16 protein-coding genes are annotated in these 14,634 nt (G+C 44.0%); all 16 read right to left on the minus strand.

Features of this window, described 5'->3' with window-relative positions; all coding sequences use genetic code 11:
• Positions 1–228 precede the first annotated feature (228 nt).
• On the minus strand, positions 229–1,644 hold the full coding sequence (locus Q8O92_16180) for a TldD/PmbA family protein (protein MDP2984858.1): 1,416 nt from the start codon (positions 1,642–1,644) through the stop codon (positions 229–231).
• Positions 1,532–2,875, minus strand: a complete 1,344-nt coding sequence (locus tag Q8O92_16185) for a TldD/PmbA family protein (GenBank protein ID MDP2984859.1) — start codon at positions 2,873–2,875, stop codon at positions 1,532–1,534. Before Q8O92_16185 ends, Q8O92_16180 begins: the two co-directional genes overlap by 113 nt.
• A gap of 11 nt (positions 2,876–2,886) precedes the next feature.
• Positions 2,887–3,819, minus strand: a complete 933-nt coding sequence (locus Q8O92_16190) for a PorV/PorQ family protein (GenBank protein ID MDP2984860.1) — start codon at positions 3,817–3,819, stop codon at positions 2,887–2,889.
• A gap of 3 nt (positions 3,820–3,822) precedes the next feature.
• Entirely contained in the window at positions 3,823–4,827 is a 1,005-nt protein-coding gene (locus Q8O92_16195; GenBank protein ID MDP2984861.1) for a PorV/PorQ family protein, read from the minus strand.
• On the minus strand, positions 4,802–6,346 hold the full coding sequence (locus tag Q8O92_16200) for a gliding motility-associated C-terminal domain-containing protein (GenBank protein ID MDP2984862.1): 1,545 nt from the start codon (positions 6,344–6,346) through the stop codon (positions 4,802–4,804). Before Q8O92_16200 ends, Q8O92_16195 begins: the two co-directional genes overlap by 26 nt.
• Before the next feature lie 438 nt (positions 6,347–6,784).
• Entirely contained in the window at positions 6,785–8,494 is a 1,710-nt protein-coding gene (locus Q8O92_16205; protein ID MDP2984863.1) for a LysM peptidoglycan-binding domain-containing protein, read from the minus strand.
• A 17-nt stretch (positions 8,495–8,511) separates the two neighbouring features.
• On the minus strand, positions 8,512–9,060 hold the full coding sequence (locus Q8O92_16210) for an SPOR domain-containing protein (GenBank protein MDP2984864.1): 549 nt from the start codon (positions 9,058–9,060) through the stop codon (positions 8,512–8,514).
• On the minus strand, positions 9,057–10,019 hold the full coding sequence (locus Q8O92_16215) for a DUF3108 domain-containing protein (protein ID MDP2984865.1): 963 nt from the start codon (positions 10,017–10,019) through the stop codon (positions 9,057–9,059). Before Q8O92_16215 ends, Q8O92_16210 begins: the two co-directional genes overlap by 4 nt.
• Entirely contained in the window at positions 10,012–10,182 is a 171-nt protein-coding gene (locus Q8O92_16220) for a hypothetical protein (GenBank protein ID MDP2984866.1), read from the minus strand. The genes Q8O92_16215 and Q8O92_16220 overlap by 8 nt, the downstream gene beginning before the upstream one ends.
• Before the next feature lie 301 nt (positions 10,183–10,483).
• On the minus strand, positions 10,484–10,693 hold the full coding sequence (locus Q8O92_16225; GenBank protein MDP2984867.1) for a hypothetical protein: 210 nt from the start codon (positions 10,691–10,693) through the stop codon (positions 10,484–10,486).
• 2 nt (positions 10,694–10,695) lie between these two features.
• A complete protein-coding gene (locus tag Q8O92_16230; GenBank protein MDP2984868.1) occupies positions 10,696–10,905 on the minus strand; it encodes a hypothetical protein in 210 nt (69 codons plus the stop codon).
• Positions 10,906–10,910: 5 nt separating this feature from the next.
• Positions 10,911–12,410, minus strand: a complete 1,500-nt coding sequence (locus Q8O92_16235; protein ID MDP2984869.1) for a hypothetical protein — start codon at positions 12,408–12,410, stop codon at positions 10,911–10,913.
• 24 nt (positions 12,411–12,434) lie between these two features.
• Complete coding sequence (locus tag Q8O92_16240) at positions 12,435–12,566, minus strand: hypothetical protein (protein MDP2984870.1); 132 nt, start codon at positions 12,564–12,566, stop codon at positions 12,435–12,437.
• 51 nt (positions 12,567–12,617) lie between these two features.
• On the minus strand, positions 12,618–12,785 hold the full coding sequence (locus Q8O92_16245) for a hypothetical protein (GenBank protein ID MDP2984871.1): 168 nt from the start codon (positions 12,783–12,785) through the stop codon (positions 12,618–12,620).
• A gap of 16 nt (positions 12,786–12,801) precedes the next feature.
• Positions 12,802–13,878, minus strand: coding sequence for a conserved phage C-terminal domain-containing protein (locus tag Q8O92_16250; GenBank protein ID MDP2984872.1), 1,077 nt, complete (start codon positions 13,876–13,878; stop codon positions 12,802–12,804).
• Positions 13,879–13,915: 37 nt separating this feature from the next.
• Positions 13,916–14,497, minus strand: a complete 582-nt coding sequence (locus Q8O92_16255) for an HNH endonuclease signature motif containing protein (protein ID MDP2984873.1) — start codon at positions 14,495–14,497, stop codon at positions 13,916–13,918.
• Between the last annotated feature and the right edge of the window lie 137 nt (positions 14,498–14,634).

Genomic DNA, 14,634 nt, shown 5'->3' on the forward strand with positions numbered 1-14,634 from the left:
AGCGTTTTAATTAATTACTCATGTAAGGCTTTTAATAGATCCTTAAACAAGTTCAGGATGACGTCATGCCGAACTTGTTTCGGCATCTATTCTATAAAAATGTGCAAAGAAATATGTCGCCATGTATAAATGATGTTGTTCGTATGTTATTATCTTTCCCTCGTAAAGTTCCCCTCCGGGGTATTTAGGGGCTGCCTGTGAGAAATTTTTCGTCTCAAATCATTTCCTTCACCGGCTGGAAATCGAGAGCGCTGAGAACATCACATCCGGAACGAAAATCGAGCCGACCGGTTTGACATCAGAACCCGAGGCGTCGATCGATCCGAACGCCTGATAAACATTTCCAGATACCATGGTATCCACCAGACGGCCGCTGATTTCCCCGTTCCGTACAAGGAAGCCGAGCATTATATTGAGGGCAAAATCCCCGGCCAGAAGATTCGACTGCCCTCCTCCGAGCACACCGTGCACAATCACCCCTTCATCGATGCTCTCGATCATCTCCTTCAGGCTGGATTTCCCGGGCGACATCACCAGGTTTGAGGTTCCTACTGTGGGCGCGGAGAGAAGACCACGCTGCGCATTGGCTGTGGAAACGCGTCCGGCCTGGGCTGCGGTGTCCAGGTTGAAAAGAAAAGACCGGAAGACGCCTTCTTCGAAAATCATGGTTAGCTGCGAAGGCATCCCTTCATCATCAAAGGGTCTGCTTCCGGGAGAACCCTCAATGTACGGATCATCGGCAAGTGTGACATCTCCGAGAATTTTTTCACCTTCACGGCCGATAAGGGGACTGTCGCCCTTTACCAGCCGTCTCCCGTCTATTCCCATCTCGAATGCCTGCATGAGGCTGGGCATTTCCTGCGCGGTAAAAATAACCGGGAGCATACCGGAAATCCTGGGCGCTTTTTTTTCGGCATGACCGGCGAGCGCGGCGATTCTCTCCACATAGGCATCGGTGCGGATATCGAGAGCGCCGAAATGATTCCCATCGCCGATCCAGAGTATGGAGTCTCCCTCCACAACAACGAGCGTTATATACTCCCGGAAGTCGGTGGAGCTGTACGAAGCATCGAAACCGGCAGTATTTGCAATCCTGACTTTGTTCACCGCAGTGGAAATGCTCAGGTCGGTCAGGCCTTTCGGGCAGCGCTCGCGGAGGATATCCACCGCACGCTTCCCTTCGCTTATAGCCTGGGCGGGGCTGTAACTTTCTACTGCAGGATCGAAAGTTGCTGTTCCATATCCTGCTGCTATTGCTTCGCCGGGAAACTCAAAATGAACCTCTTTCCCGAACCGTGAGGCATCCAGGGCATTTTCCACCAGATCTTCGATGCGGTGCGGGTCTGTTGTGGATGAGAAGCCGATTCGGTCTTCGCGAATCACCCGCAGCCCGATGCCGAGCACCGTTTTCTGTTCTGCGTTCTTGAGTTTTCCGGATTCGAACGATATTTCCGAAGCGGCTCTTTCGGTCAGGAAAACCTCGGCGGATGCTCCGCGGCGTTTCACCTTCTCGAGTATGGTTTCTATCATTTCAGCCAACAAGAACCTTTCCGATACGGATATGGGGAGAACCGTCCGATACCGGGAGCGGGGACTGCTCGCCCTTGCCGCAGCCGCCCAGGCCGCCATAAAGAGTGAGGTCATTTCCGATCTTCTCGATATGGTCGAGCGTCTCGAATACGTTGCCTGAGAGAATCACATCCCGAAGGGGAGTTGTAATACAACCTTTTTCAATCCGCCATGCATAGGCCGAGCTGAAGGTAAACCGTTCCAGATCGGTGTTCCCGCCAAGGTAACCGCAGGCGTAGATACCGTCCCTGATTCCGGCCAGCATGTCCTCAAAAGCCGACTCCCCGCGGTCGATGAACGTCGTGGTCATCCGTACGATGGGACGAAAAGAGGCGCTGATGGCGCGGGCGTTCCCGGTGGGCATTTCACCCATGCGCCCGGCTGTTTCGCGGGAATGGAGCCGTCCGGTCAGAAAGCCGTTTTTAACCAGATAGGTCTTCTGTCCTTTCACTCCCTCATCATCATAGGGGGTGCAGCCGTTTTCACCCGAAAGGGCGCCGTCATCGATGATATTGAGCACATCCGGGCCGAAACGGCGGCCCAGTCTCATCATTTCACGGGCTTTTGGATTCTCATAGACAAAATCGGCCTCGCTAAGGTGCCCCAATGCCTCGTGGACGAAAACACCGGCTAGCTGGGGATCGAGAATGACCGGATAGACCCCTCCGCTGACTTTCGGCGCCCGGATGAGATCACGGGTGATCTTGAGAATTTTCTCTACCTCTCCCTCACGGTTCTCCACCGTTTCAAATCCGCGCCGGTCGCCGAACGATTTCATACCGCGCTGTACGTTGGAGCCTTCCCTGGCGACCGCCATGAGGCTGACACCCGCGTAAATCTTTTCCTGCTCGATCGTGCTTCCTTCGCTTGTATGAAGCCAGACTGTCTTCCTGGTATCGCGATACACCGAGTTGGTGGTAACGATGTCCTTTGCGCTAACCATCATGTCGTTATATTTTTTCAGGAGCGCTAGTTTTTCTTCCAGAGGGACACGAGCAGGGTCTTTTCCAACTGAGTTTTTCACCCTGGCGGTTACCGGTACAACCTGAGCGATCACCGTTTTATCCTCTCCGGCAAGTTTCGCCATGACACAGGCAGCCTGTGCGCTCTTCTCCGCATCCTCAATCCGGTTAAAAGAAGCAAACCCCCATCCCCCCCGGATACAGACCCGGACACATCCCCCCAGAGTCATGACCTTCCCTATATCTTCGAGCACGCCTCCCATGTATGCCAGGGAGGTGGTTTCGGAGCGCTCGATTCGAATATCGGCATAATCGGCATCCAAAGCCCCAATGGCCTTTTTCATCACCTGTTCCATCAGAATCCTGTGATTGAAAGCGTGAAGCGCAGGGCGTTATCCGGAAAATCCTTAATCGGCGTATAGGACACGTCTGCGGAAAAAATGCCCATCTCCAGGCCTAAACCGTAGCTCATGGTTTCCAGGCTGCTGTCGTTACGGTATCCGATACGGATAAAGAAACGATCTACAGCCTCCACCTCTACACCGGTACGAATTCCGTTGTCGCCGTACCGCGGAATAACGTAATCGCCGAGAAGGGTGAAATTTCGATTGAAACCGGGAAGCATGCCGCTGTAAAGAAATCCCATGCTCACATCGGAAGGTATCTTTGTCCGCTCGTTTTTGAGAATACCCATTTCGCCGTAGTTACGGGCAACTGCGGCAAGCGCCAGACCATCCATCGGACGCCAGGTTATTCCCCCGTCCACCGCGTATCCGCCGGCATTTTCCTGGGCGATTTTTTCAAAAAGTTTTTTATATGTCACACCGAGCGAAATCTTTTGGGTAAGAAGCCGCGCATAGGTGAAAGCAAGAGAAACATTCTTTATGCTGTATGTTCCGGGAGAAGTTTCAGAGGGAGCGGATCCGCGCAGCTCTATATCCCCTGAATCGAAAATCTGAACGGAAAAACCGAAAGCGCCCGCTGCGCTGTTGGCAGAAACCGCGGCATATTCCTGCTTAATGCCCTGTATCCATTCCGTATGGGAGAATTGGGCCGAACGCTCGCCCACAAATGCTATCAGAGAAGGATTCAGCCACTCCGAAGAAGGTCCATCTGCGCTGGATAGCCCCGCTCCGCCCAGGGAAGCGATGCGCGCCGTGGGGGTGACGCGGAGGAAGGAAAGCCCGGTCCGGCCGGAATCACTGTATACCTGTTCCGACAGTACGTTTGACACACCAGCGGAAAGTATTGCGCATGATGCCGCAAGAAAGACGAATATCCTCATCATAGTTTATTCTCCGTATGAGAGCACCAGGGAGACAAGATTTATCCGGTCATTCTCGATAGTATCGGCTGAATAGGCGTAATCGAAGCCGATAGAGCGGGTGACCTGCACACTGAATCCGGCGGTTACCGATCCGGAATCGAGACCACCGGAAGGAGTATAATTGTAGATTCCGCCTCTCAGCGTTAATGCTTTCATGAGCGTATACGCCGCTCCGAAATCATACCCGGTGGGATTATCCTTCACCGATTCGGTCATGGCCGAGAGAAGAAGTTTGTCATCCAGCAGGCGGCAGGCCAATCCTATTGTATAATAGAGAGGAAGCTTGTCCACCTTTTCCATCGGCTGGCCGTCGGCGCCGCTTATTGTTTGCGACCACCGCTCGCTTTTCCAGGTGAACCGGCTGTTGATATCCCGCGCCACAAAGGAAGCGCTGAGGTTGTTCAGCGGACGGAGAATGATACCGCAGTCGAAACCAAACGCCTTTGCATCCTCTCCGGCCATCTTCCAGAGGCTGACCTTGGTATTGATTCCCAGTGATATTCTTTTCCCCATGCTTTTCGCAAAGGACACCGCAAACGAATTACTACTGTCCCGGAGAAGTCCTGTCGGGTTGCCGTTAAGGTCCCGTCCCTGGATGCCGTCCGTTCCGGCGCCGATCCACGAAATCGCAAAATCGGCATCCGGCCCGATTCTGCTTCCGAAAGCCAGGTGAGTCATGAAGCGATCCATACTCATATAACGCCGGGAAACTGCCAACTGGCGTCCGTTCATGAGTGCGAGACCGGCCGGATTATAATAAGAGCTGTATATATCGCCTTCCACAGCACTGTAGGCATTTCCCATTCCCAGCGCTTTGGCGCCCGCTCCCATGCGCAGGAACTCTCCCGCCCAGGGGGTATACTTGTCTTCGGAGAAAGCAGTACCAGGCAGTAAACAGATCCTTATTAACGCCGCGGCCAGAGCGCAAAGAATAAACTTTCGCTCAGTCGAGAACCATGATTTTGCCACGAGCAGAATCCCCTTGTTGAGTTTTTATCCGATAAAAATAGACCCCGTTGGGAACAAGGGTGTTGTTCTTGTCCCTGCCGTCCCAGATTTCCTGGTAATCCCGGCCTCCGGCGCGAAAGACGCCGCTGACCAGGTCTCGCAGCAGCCTGCCATGATAATCATAGATGGCGATGGAAATACTGGCGTCTTTTTTCAGTGCAAAATGTATCCGTGTTTTTGAAAAATCGGCATCATGCCGGGAAGGAGAAAAAGGATTCGGGAAAGCATAGGTCTTTACATCGTCAAAGGCGGTGGATATGCCGACATCCTTTTCCCCGGTATCCAGTGTCTTTACACGGGTAACGCCGCGGAAAATCTTCCATGTTTTCCCCCAGTCGGTGGTGCGGGCAAGGCCGTTGGCGCCGGCAGCCCAGAGCGTATCGCTCACCACTAGCACGGATGATACTCTCTCTCCGTTTTTCCAGAAGAGATCATCCGACTCACGGATGTCCATTATATTCCAGTGAGCGCCCAGGTCTCTGGAAACGACCAGGCCTGAATCCGATGCGGCAAAAACTGTCGAATCCCCGAAAGCCGGATCGCTCGCCCCCTTGTGTCCGAAGGCAAAATTCCAGGCATTATACCTGGTGGTTTTATACTGCCATGTTTTGCCGTTGTCATCGGTGTGACAGATGCCGTACAATCCGAGGTTGGTGTAGACATAGTTATCGCAGCCGGCCCAGACATGGGTCTTTCCACCAATGATTTTATGCTCCACCGAGTACACCCAGTTGCCGGGTTTCGGATCGGAAAGATCACCGGCGTTGGAGGTGTTCCAGGAATAATTCGTCCAGGTTTTTCCACGGTCGAAACTGACATTCATTCCCTGAAAAGTTCCCACCCAGAGGGTATCGCCATAGGCGTCCGCACACTGCCCATGGTGGTTCGGGTTCGTAAGGTCGAGCGTTTCGTTGTTGGGAAGGATATTGGTCCAGGATTTTCCCACATCGGAGCTTTTCAGAAGAAAACCGGAAGTGGTGCTGCACCAGATGGTTCCCCGCGAAAGAACAATGTCGTACGTGGTGGTATACCGGCCGGGATTCGAGAGTCCGGCCCGATCAAGGAACATGTCTTTCACCGTGATATGCTTCCAGGACTTTCCCCGGTCCAGCGAGAGAGAAAGGCCGTCACCATAGGGCACCAGGTTTCCCAGGTATTCAGCGCTGTATCCCCAGGCGGCGATGAGGGTATCTCCCGATGCAGTCAGCGCGGAAATGGATCCCTGTCCGAATCCATTTGTCTGTTTATAGGAAATCCAGTCATACAGTCCCCCGCCCTCGCCAATCCGGCGATTAAGTGAACTTGATCCGCTTACCCACAGAGAATAGCCATCCCATGCCATGTCGCCGAGATCGTTGGCGCCCAGTCCGGCGGAAGGCGATGAAAACATGGCGGATAAACCGTTTGGTTCCGCGCTCACGGCGGATACCGAAAGATAAATTCCAAGAAACAAAACAATCGGTTTACTTATAAAATTCAATAAAAGCATCTCCCCTTCCCTTCATCTCCGTCCTGAAGGTTTAAGAAAAGTGAATAATTGCGGCCGAACATGCAATTTTCTTTCAAGCCGTTTCTGTACATATTGGTGGTACAACGGATGGATGTATGCATTCGGGCGAACAGTCGGGGTCATTTCTTTGAATGTGGAGCCTTATTCAAAAGTCGTTTTATACGTAATAATAGAGTTTTATATATGACGACAAAAATAATTGCGCATGTTTTGAGTGTTTAGATCCTGAAACGAGTTCAGGATGACACGTGTCATGCCGAACTTGTTGCCGCTTCGCGGGAACGATGAAACCGTTGCCGTTTCTCGGGAACGGTGAAACCGTTTCGGCATCTATCTTGTAAAGGGAAACGTAAAATATGTAGTCATGTATAACTACAGTCCCCCGTATGAACGGCGCGGGATAACCTCTCAGCCTTTTGTCTTGATGAGCAGCTTGTCGCCGGGCTTAATCATCCTTGGATTACGGATCTTGTTCCAGACCATGATATCTTTATAGCTCACCGCGTATTTTTGAGCAATCACATAGAGAGAATCATTTTCCTGAACAATATACGTGATATGATCGGGCTGTGTATCAGCCAAAACACCCTTGGCAGTTTTCTTCTGCTCCGGTTCAGCCTTCGCTGGGGAGGCTTTCTCGGTATTCACAGCAATTTCGACAGTATCAACCGAACCGGGAATATTCAGTTTTTGTCCGATTTTGAGCACAGCGCCCTGTTTCAGATTATTCGCCGCCAGGAGTGAAGATATCGTTATCCCGTATTTGCGCGCCACTTTGGATATGGTATCCCCTTTTCGAATCGTATACCCTTTTGCCACACTGACAGTTTTGATCTTTTCTTCTGGTATCTTGGCGTACTCAACAATAAATTTTTCCCGGCTTCCCTTAGGTATCTTGAGCTGATAAACATCTTTTCCGCCGGGAGTATATTCTCTGGTCAGTTCGCTATTAAGGTCTTTCAGAGCCTCTGCATCCACTCCGGCGCATTTGGCTGCAGTGTCAATTTTCGTATAAGGCCGGACCTCTGCAGTGTCAAACGCGTAAGGAGGTTCTTTTTCGATATTCTGGAATCCAAAAATCTCCGGCGCCTTGGAAATAATGAGCGCGGCCATGTACATCGGCACATAGTTGTCCGTTTCCTTGGGCAAATCTATCCGCCAGTAATCATTCAGTCCAGATTGCTGAGTGGAACGGCTGACTCTGCCGGCCCCGCAGTTATAGGCGGCCATAACCAGATTCCAGTCATCATACAGTTTGAAGAGGTCCTGGAGATGCTGGGCGGCGGCTTTGGTGGACTTTAGAACGTCTCTCCGTTCATCGATCCATTCGTTTCGTTCCAGGCCGTACAGCTTTCCGGTGGTGTAAATGAACTGCCAGAGACCGACTGCACGGGCGCGTGAAACCGCCCGGGGGTTCAGACCGCTCTCAATCATGCTCAGATATACCAGATCGACAGGAAGGTCCTCTTCTGCAAAAATCTTCTGCATCATGGGAATGTACCGGCCGCTCCGTGACTGCCATCTGGCCATGACGTCATGACCTTTGGTCTGGAAATAGTAAATACAATTTCTGACTTTTTCATTGAAATCGATCGGAACATCGCTCTTACGGGAAATTTTATTCACAATGTCTTTCAATTCCTCGAATGACCATTGCCCTGATTTGAACTGCTCTAAGTTGGAAAGGTCCGCTATCCAGGACCCAGGATCCTCACGGGCGATTTCGTCAGATTCCTGTAAAATTACTCCATATTCATGGGCGAGCGCCGATACGGTTGTATTAAACCGTGTAACGAGCGATTGATTGTTGATTTCATCAAGATTGACTTTGCCGTACAGCACGAATGCACTGTCAACAAGGGTTTCAGCCAGTCCGAAATCTCCTTCACGGTGAGCCGCGATGACCTTGTCATAATATGCAAGAATGTGGGCAAGAAGAGATTCTTCATGCTCATATTTTTGGATATTAGATGGATCTACTGGTGCAAACGTTAAGGTTGATTCGTTCTGTTTGATTTTCGGTACGCTACTCGTTATGCTCTTTACAGCGGGTGCGGAACATCCAACTGCTGTCAATAGAAAAAAACTCAGAGCAATTCCAAGAGTGTGGTTTTTCAATGAACTTACCCTTTCGTTTACTGATTGGCGACATTCTTAATTACCCAGAAAGCTCCTTTGAAACCAAAATCCTGCATAACTTTTACATTTATTTCCGCCTCTTTTCGCGTTTTGAAATCCCCCACCCGTACCCGGTAAAACGGCGCCTCGAACTCAATATACACATTCATGTTTACTTTGGAAAGAGCTTCTTCCCGGCATTTGTCAGCCGATTTACGATCCTCGAATATACCTATCTGCACTCGATATTCAAAGCTATTTGTTGACAGCTCAGATCTGGGGTTAATAACCGGCGTTTTTTCCTCCGTTCGTGAAATCTCGGTGGTTTGTTTCCTGGTGTCCGCAGGGACGGGAACGACTGCATTATTGCCCTTGGCATCGACAGAACCTTTGGTTGCATCGGTACCCGCAGCTTTCCCGGCAAATTCGTCTCCATACTCAAACGGATCTATATCTTCCATGGTACTCTGACGGTTTGGGATGGCCACCCCGCTCATACCGCATCCGGTGTTCATCAGAAGTGCGCAGATTATGCAAACTCCTATAAAATTATACATTTTTTTCATTTATCAACCTGTTTTTTGTAATTTTTTAAATTTGCGGCAATATTTCCAATGGTAACTTTGCTCGTCATCTTGACAGGTATCTTGTTTTTGTCGTCTGTAAGCCAGACCAAAAGCCTTCCTTTCTGGCTGAAAATACCCTCGGATTTCAGCAAAGGCTCAACCAGAAAGCAGGTGAATGAACCGGCCTCAACCGTTACTTTCTCTTTTTTGTGAACCATAATCTGGAGGGGATAGACCTTTCCATCGGCTAATACTTCTAATGTCTCCTTTTTTCCCACCCTGAGATCGAAGGTACGGATATAATACAAGGAGCTCAAAATATCCTGCACATACAGAGGAATTTCCACAAACGCCCGCTTTTCTTTGGTGCTCACCGCCAGGAGACGATCCTGATAGAGATCGACCAGTTCATCGAAAGAATATCCCCCCTCCCGCAGGTGCTTCTCAAATCGCCGTGAAAAGATTCCCTGCATGTCAATGAATGAATCAACCCGATCTCTGACTTTATAAAAAGAAGATATGAATTTGTTTGACTCGGCAGTGGTACGGATATGGTAGCACAACCCTCCGTTAATAAATTCCGAACCTATGACCGACATAGTTGCAATCCCGGCGCTGTAAAAACCATAATCGATGGAAAACACCAGATTTTCCCCCACATCAAACGTTTCATTTTTTTCTTTTCGGGGAATGAATTTTCCGATTGTGTATTTTTTTGCGATATCGGGCGGGATTTCACGGGCTTTAAGTATCGATGAAGCAGAAACTAATGTATCTGACATCGCTTGAGAGGAGGGAGCGGCCGGCTGAGGAAGTGTTTGGGACGGGGCAATACCTTCCCGGGGAGGCGGCGACGGAACGACGGCAGGGAATGATGACGATATATTTTTATTGTTTGAGAAGTCAACTAAAAAAATTGCCAGAAATACCAAAACCGTGGTAGGAAAAAATTTATTCACGTATCTCTCCAACTGCCAAAAAAAACAGCATTCTTACCTGTATTATCTTCTCTGGCATAAAATAATACATTATTGATAAAAATGCTGCTTTTTTCTTTAATCTGAATTTACTTACATAATATCCCCATGTAAATCCCGTTGGTGAATGATTTACATACTTCAAACTTTCTCCTATGTCTAATGCTTCTCCTTCTGGATCGAAAATCTGATTGTAATCCCCTCTTGCATTTAACCCGTATTAACCCGGATTATTCATAAAATGTTTTTTCACATTTCATTAAAGGGATTGATCCCCTCTGCCTGTCGGCATCTCCCCTTGTTAAGGGGAGAATTCGCCACAAGCATTTTTTATCTTTCATTTTTTTTACCCCCTTCGATAAGGGGGTCGCCGCCAAGCGGCGGGGGGATCTTATCTTCAAGTTTGCGAATAATTCGGGTTAATTGGTAAAATCCGTATCTCATTTTTAAATCTCTCCTCTAATTATTTTTCTGTATAATACATTTATTTCTTCTATTTTTCTATCAGATTCATATTTATCAAAAATTGTAGCTTTGTATTTATTGAATGTCCATGTTCTATCCATGTAATACATTTTACTAGTTTCATCATAAATTATAAAATGTTCAATATCATTGTCATTTCTTTTATTGTATATTACTTTTACTAATTTCATAACTACCTCCACTCTAATTTTTCAAATAATCCTTCTTTGTTTTTTTTATAAATCGAACCAACTTTTTCAAAAAAATTTATGATATTTTTATCAGCGCATTTTTCACATAACGCCGCAAAATGACCAGAGTGTGTCAATCCGTTAATCATTATATTTTTTAATTCCTTTTTGCAGTATTCGCACTGCGTTGTGCCTTTCCATATATTATTCATTTTTTTTATCCCCAGTACGAACAATACACAAATGTTTCTAAAGTTCCATTTTCTCCGTCGTATATTCTTAAAGCATGCTCCGCCAAACACAATGCTGTTATTAATTCATTCGGTTCATTTGCCATATAAAGTCTAAATGCTTCTTTTAAAGCTTTTGCATGTTGTTTTTCATAATCTTCTTTTGCCGGTATTACATAAATTTCTCTTTCTATTTGATAAACTATTTTTGGTATCATATCATATACATTTATTAATCTTTCTTTGTCGTGTCCTCTTACATTCCATTTTCTTGGAATTAAATTATTTAAATAAAGAGAATGTAATATTTCGCTGTCTATTGCTATTTGTTCGTATTCTTCGGTTTCTAATAAATCTTCCAATATTTTCATCATATCGAATATAGTATTTGCCGGTGTTTTTAATATTATTTTAACGTATATTTTTTTATCATCAGCCGTTCTTATTTCAATCGAAGTCATTAATTTGTTTTTGTATTCTTCCAATTTGCCATTTTTTAAATGAAGCGGTAAAAATATTCCTAAATATTTTTTTTCGTTCTTTCTTTTTTTTTCATTCGATATATCTATTTTTATACATTCTTTTACAAAATCTTCATTGAATAACGATGTTTCTTTATCTGTGTCTTTGTTTTGATATTCCTGGGCAAAACATAACGAACCTATTTCTTTTTTTTTCTTTATCAAAAGTTCATATGTCCAATATTCCGGCCATAATTCTTTTTCATCTTTTATTGCTTCATATATGAATTGTTTGTATTGATCGTTATTCTTTAGTGTTGTGTGCAAATCAAGCGGATGCTTTTTTGTTCCTATTACTATCATTCTTCCTGTTTTTGGCCTCAATATTGGCGTCAATGTTTTTTTGAACCATGTTTCTGTTTTGTTCCTTTGTGTTTCGCTCGATACATTTTCATCGTTCAGCGGATCGTCTACTATTATCAAATCCGCCCTTCTGCCTATTATTTTTTTTCCTGTCCCCCCACATACTACTGTTGGTTCTTTTCCTCTTTCGCTTCTTAAAACTGTAATATCCTGAGCCCTCCATATCGACCCCCCTCCCGATTTTTCTTTCGGTTTGAATTCTCCAAAGTGTTCTATCAACAATGCGTTTCTTTCCAATTCATCTTTTATAGCTCTTAAAAATATCTCTGCTTGGTCTGCTATATCCGAGCAAATAATTATATTTATGTCCCTGTTCTTCATTATTTTCCACATAGGATATATTATGCTCAACCATGTCGATTTTGCATGCCCTCGCGGGGCCAAAATATCCAATCTATTATTTTCTGGTTCTTCTACTATTTTTATCAGTTCCTTATGAAATTCTCCTGTCTTTTCCGGTGTCAAATGCGGAAAATAATACTCTCCGAAAAATATACAATCTTTTTTTGCTTTTGCTATGTCTGCGTTCATTCCCATTTTTTTTTCCTCTTTTTTTTTCCCCGCCGAATTTATCTGACCAAAAGGAGGGATTTTTTTTATCAAATATTTCCGGCGGGTTTGTTTTTTTTACATTAGACCTTTTGCTTTGAGCTCACATTCGTTTATCAATCTGAACAACGTCGTCAATAACTTTTCATGCTCATCCAATATTGTGAGCATTTTCTTCAATCTTTCTCTTGTTTCTTCCATATCATCCATTTTTTTTTCCTCCTTTTTCTTTCTTTTTATTTCTTTATGTTCTGTTTTTTTTTATTTCTGTATGACTCTGTCTTCGTTTCCTCCTTTCTTTTTATTGTGTATTGCGTTCAAATTTTCGATGTGCTGTTTCTGCTGTTCGATCGCTTCTTCCTGCATCTTTATGAATTCTTTCAATTCTTTTATTTCTGCGCTCATCGTCTCTTCGGCTTTTGTGCTCATTACTTTTCTCCTTTTTTTATTTTTTCCATTCAAACCATTCTTTGACTCCGGTCCTTAAAAGTAATTCCCTATTGTATCTGTAGAAGCCGGATTTTATAAAATCTTCCGGTACTTCTTTCTGCTCGATTGTTTTGTATCCTGTTTTTTCTTTGAATATTTTTAATAATCTTTTATGTTCTTCCGTCGCCTCCTTTCCTAAGAAATATTTTATTTTTCTTTTCTTTATTTCTACTATGTTTATTTCGTTCATCACATGGTTTAAATTTTCATTTTCAAATATATCATAAATGTTATAATCATGAAGAATGTAATTAAACATACTCTGTGCATCAAGTAATGTAGTTTTAATGTAAGCCATATATATTTGGCCAATAAATTCATGTGTATCATGTAGATTCGTATCGCATGTTTCTTTTTCATTTTTGTTTTCTCGTTTTTTGTTGTTTTCGTTTAAATAACGCTCGAAATGGTCGCCGCCGAAAAGTGTCGCTTGATTGTACAGCCTAGGGTTTCTCTGGAAAAATTGGTCGTCAAATTTTGTGTCTATTATTTTTATGAACTCTTCCTTTTTTTTTCCTTTTCTCAACTGCATAAGTATAACTGCTATATCTTTTAAATTTTTTCCTGTCTTTTGGTTCAAATAATTCAATATCTCTTGCGCTGTCTCGAATTCTTTTTCTTTTGTATCTTTCTTTTCTTCTTCTATTTTTTTTTTCTTTCCTTCATTTTGTAGTATTTTTGTGATTTTATCAACAAATCCTTTTTTTCTTCTTATTTCCCAATTGTTTGCAAGTCTAATGAACTCAGGTATTTGTATCATTATATCTTCATTTATTATTCTGTAATCGATTCTCTCTTTTTCTTTGAAAAATTTGAGTAATTTCAACATTTTTTTGTTGCTTATCTTGATTTCTTCTTTCAAAATTTTCAGGTTGAATTTCAAATATCCGCTTTCGTCAATTTCGTTGAAATTTCTTCCGTATATCTCTTTCAATGATATGTAGAACCTGTATCCGGGCAGCGCCAGTTCTTTCTCCGCCTCCCTTATATCCTTGTCGTTTCTCCAATCTGTCAGATGCTTGAACCACTTCATATTTTTTCCTTTTTTTCTTCCATGTCAGTTGTTTTTTTTAAAGTAAAGGGTAGCCTTTTTTTAATTTTTTTTTAATTTTGCAGATGTTTGGCGTTTTCATTCCTGTTTCTTTTGCTATATCGCATAATCTTTTGTTCGATTTTATTAGATCAATCACTTCCTTATATTTTTTTTTATCATATTTCGCTAATTTCGATTTCCATCCGCATTTTATTGTTTTTATTATGCATATTGCATGTATTTTGTTTTGTTTTGATGTGCATATTTCTAAATTTTTTATTTCATTGTTTCTTTTATTTCCGTCTATATGATTTATTTCCATTCCTTCTGGTATTTTTCCATTGTAATATTGCCATATTAATCTGTGTACTGAGTATCTCATTATTTTTCCATTTATTGTTTTTGTTGATCTATTGTACATGCCTTTTGGTTCTATTTCTCTTATGCTTGTTTCTTCTCCCCACCTTCCATTCCTTCTTATTCTTGTCAATTCTCCTTTTTTGTTTATTTTATATATTCCTGTTATTATTTGATTTATCATTAAATCATATATATCTTGCCCTTCTAATTCTTTTAGGTGTTTCTTTATTATTTTATTCCTTTTTTTTGGGGTTAACATTATTTTCCCTTTATGAAAAAATAGCTAACGAATGTTTGTTTAATTTTCAAAAAAATATTACATGTTTTGTTTTGTATTTAATATAATAACGTTTGTTAGGTTTGTCAAGTGTTTTTTTCAATAATTTCTAAATATTT

This window comes from Candidatus Latescibacter sp. (assembly GCA_030692375.1).
Classification (GTDB): Bacteria; Latescibacterota; Latescibacteria; order Latescibacterales; family Latescibacteraceae; genus JAUYCD01.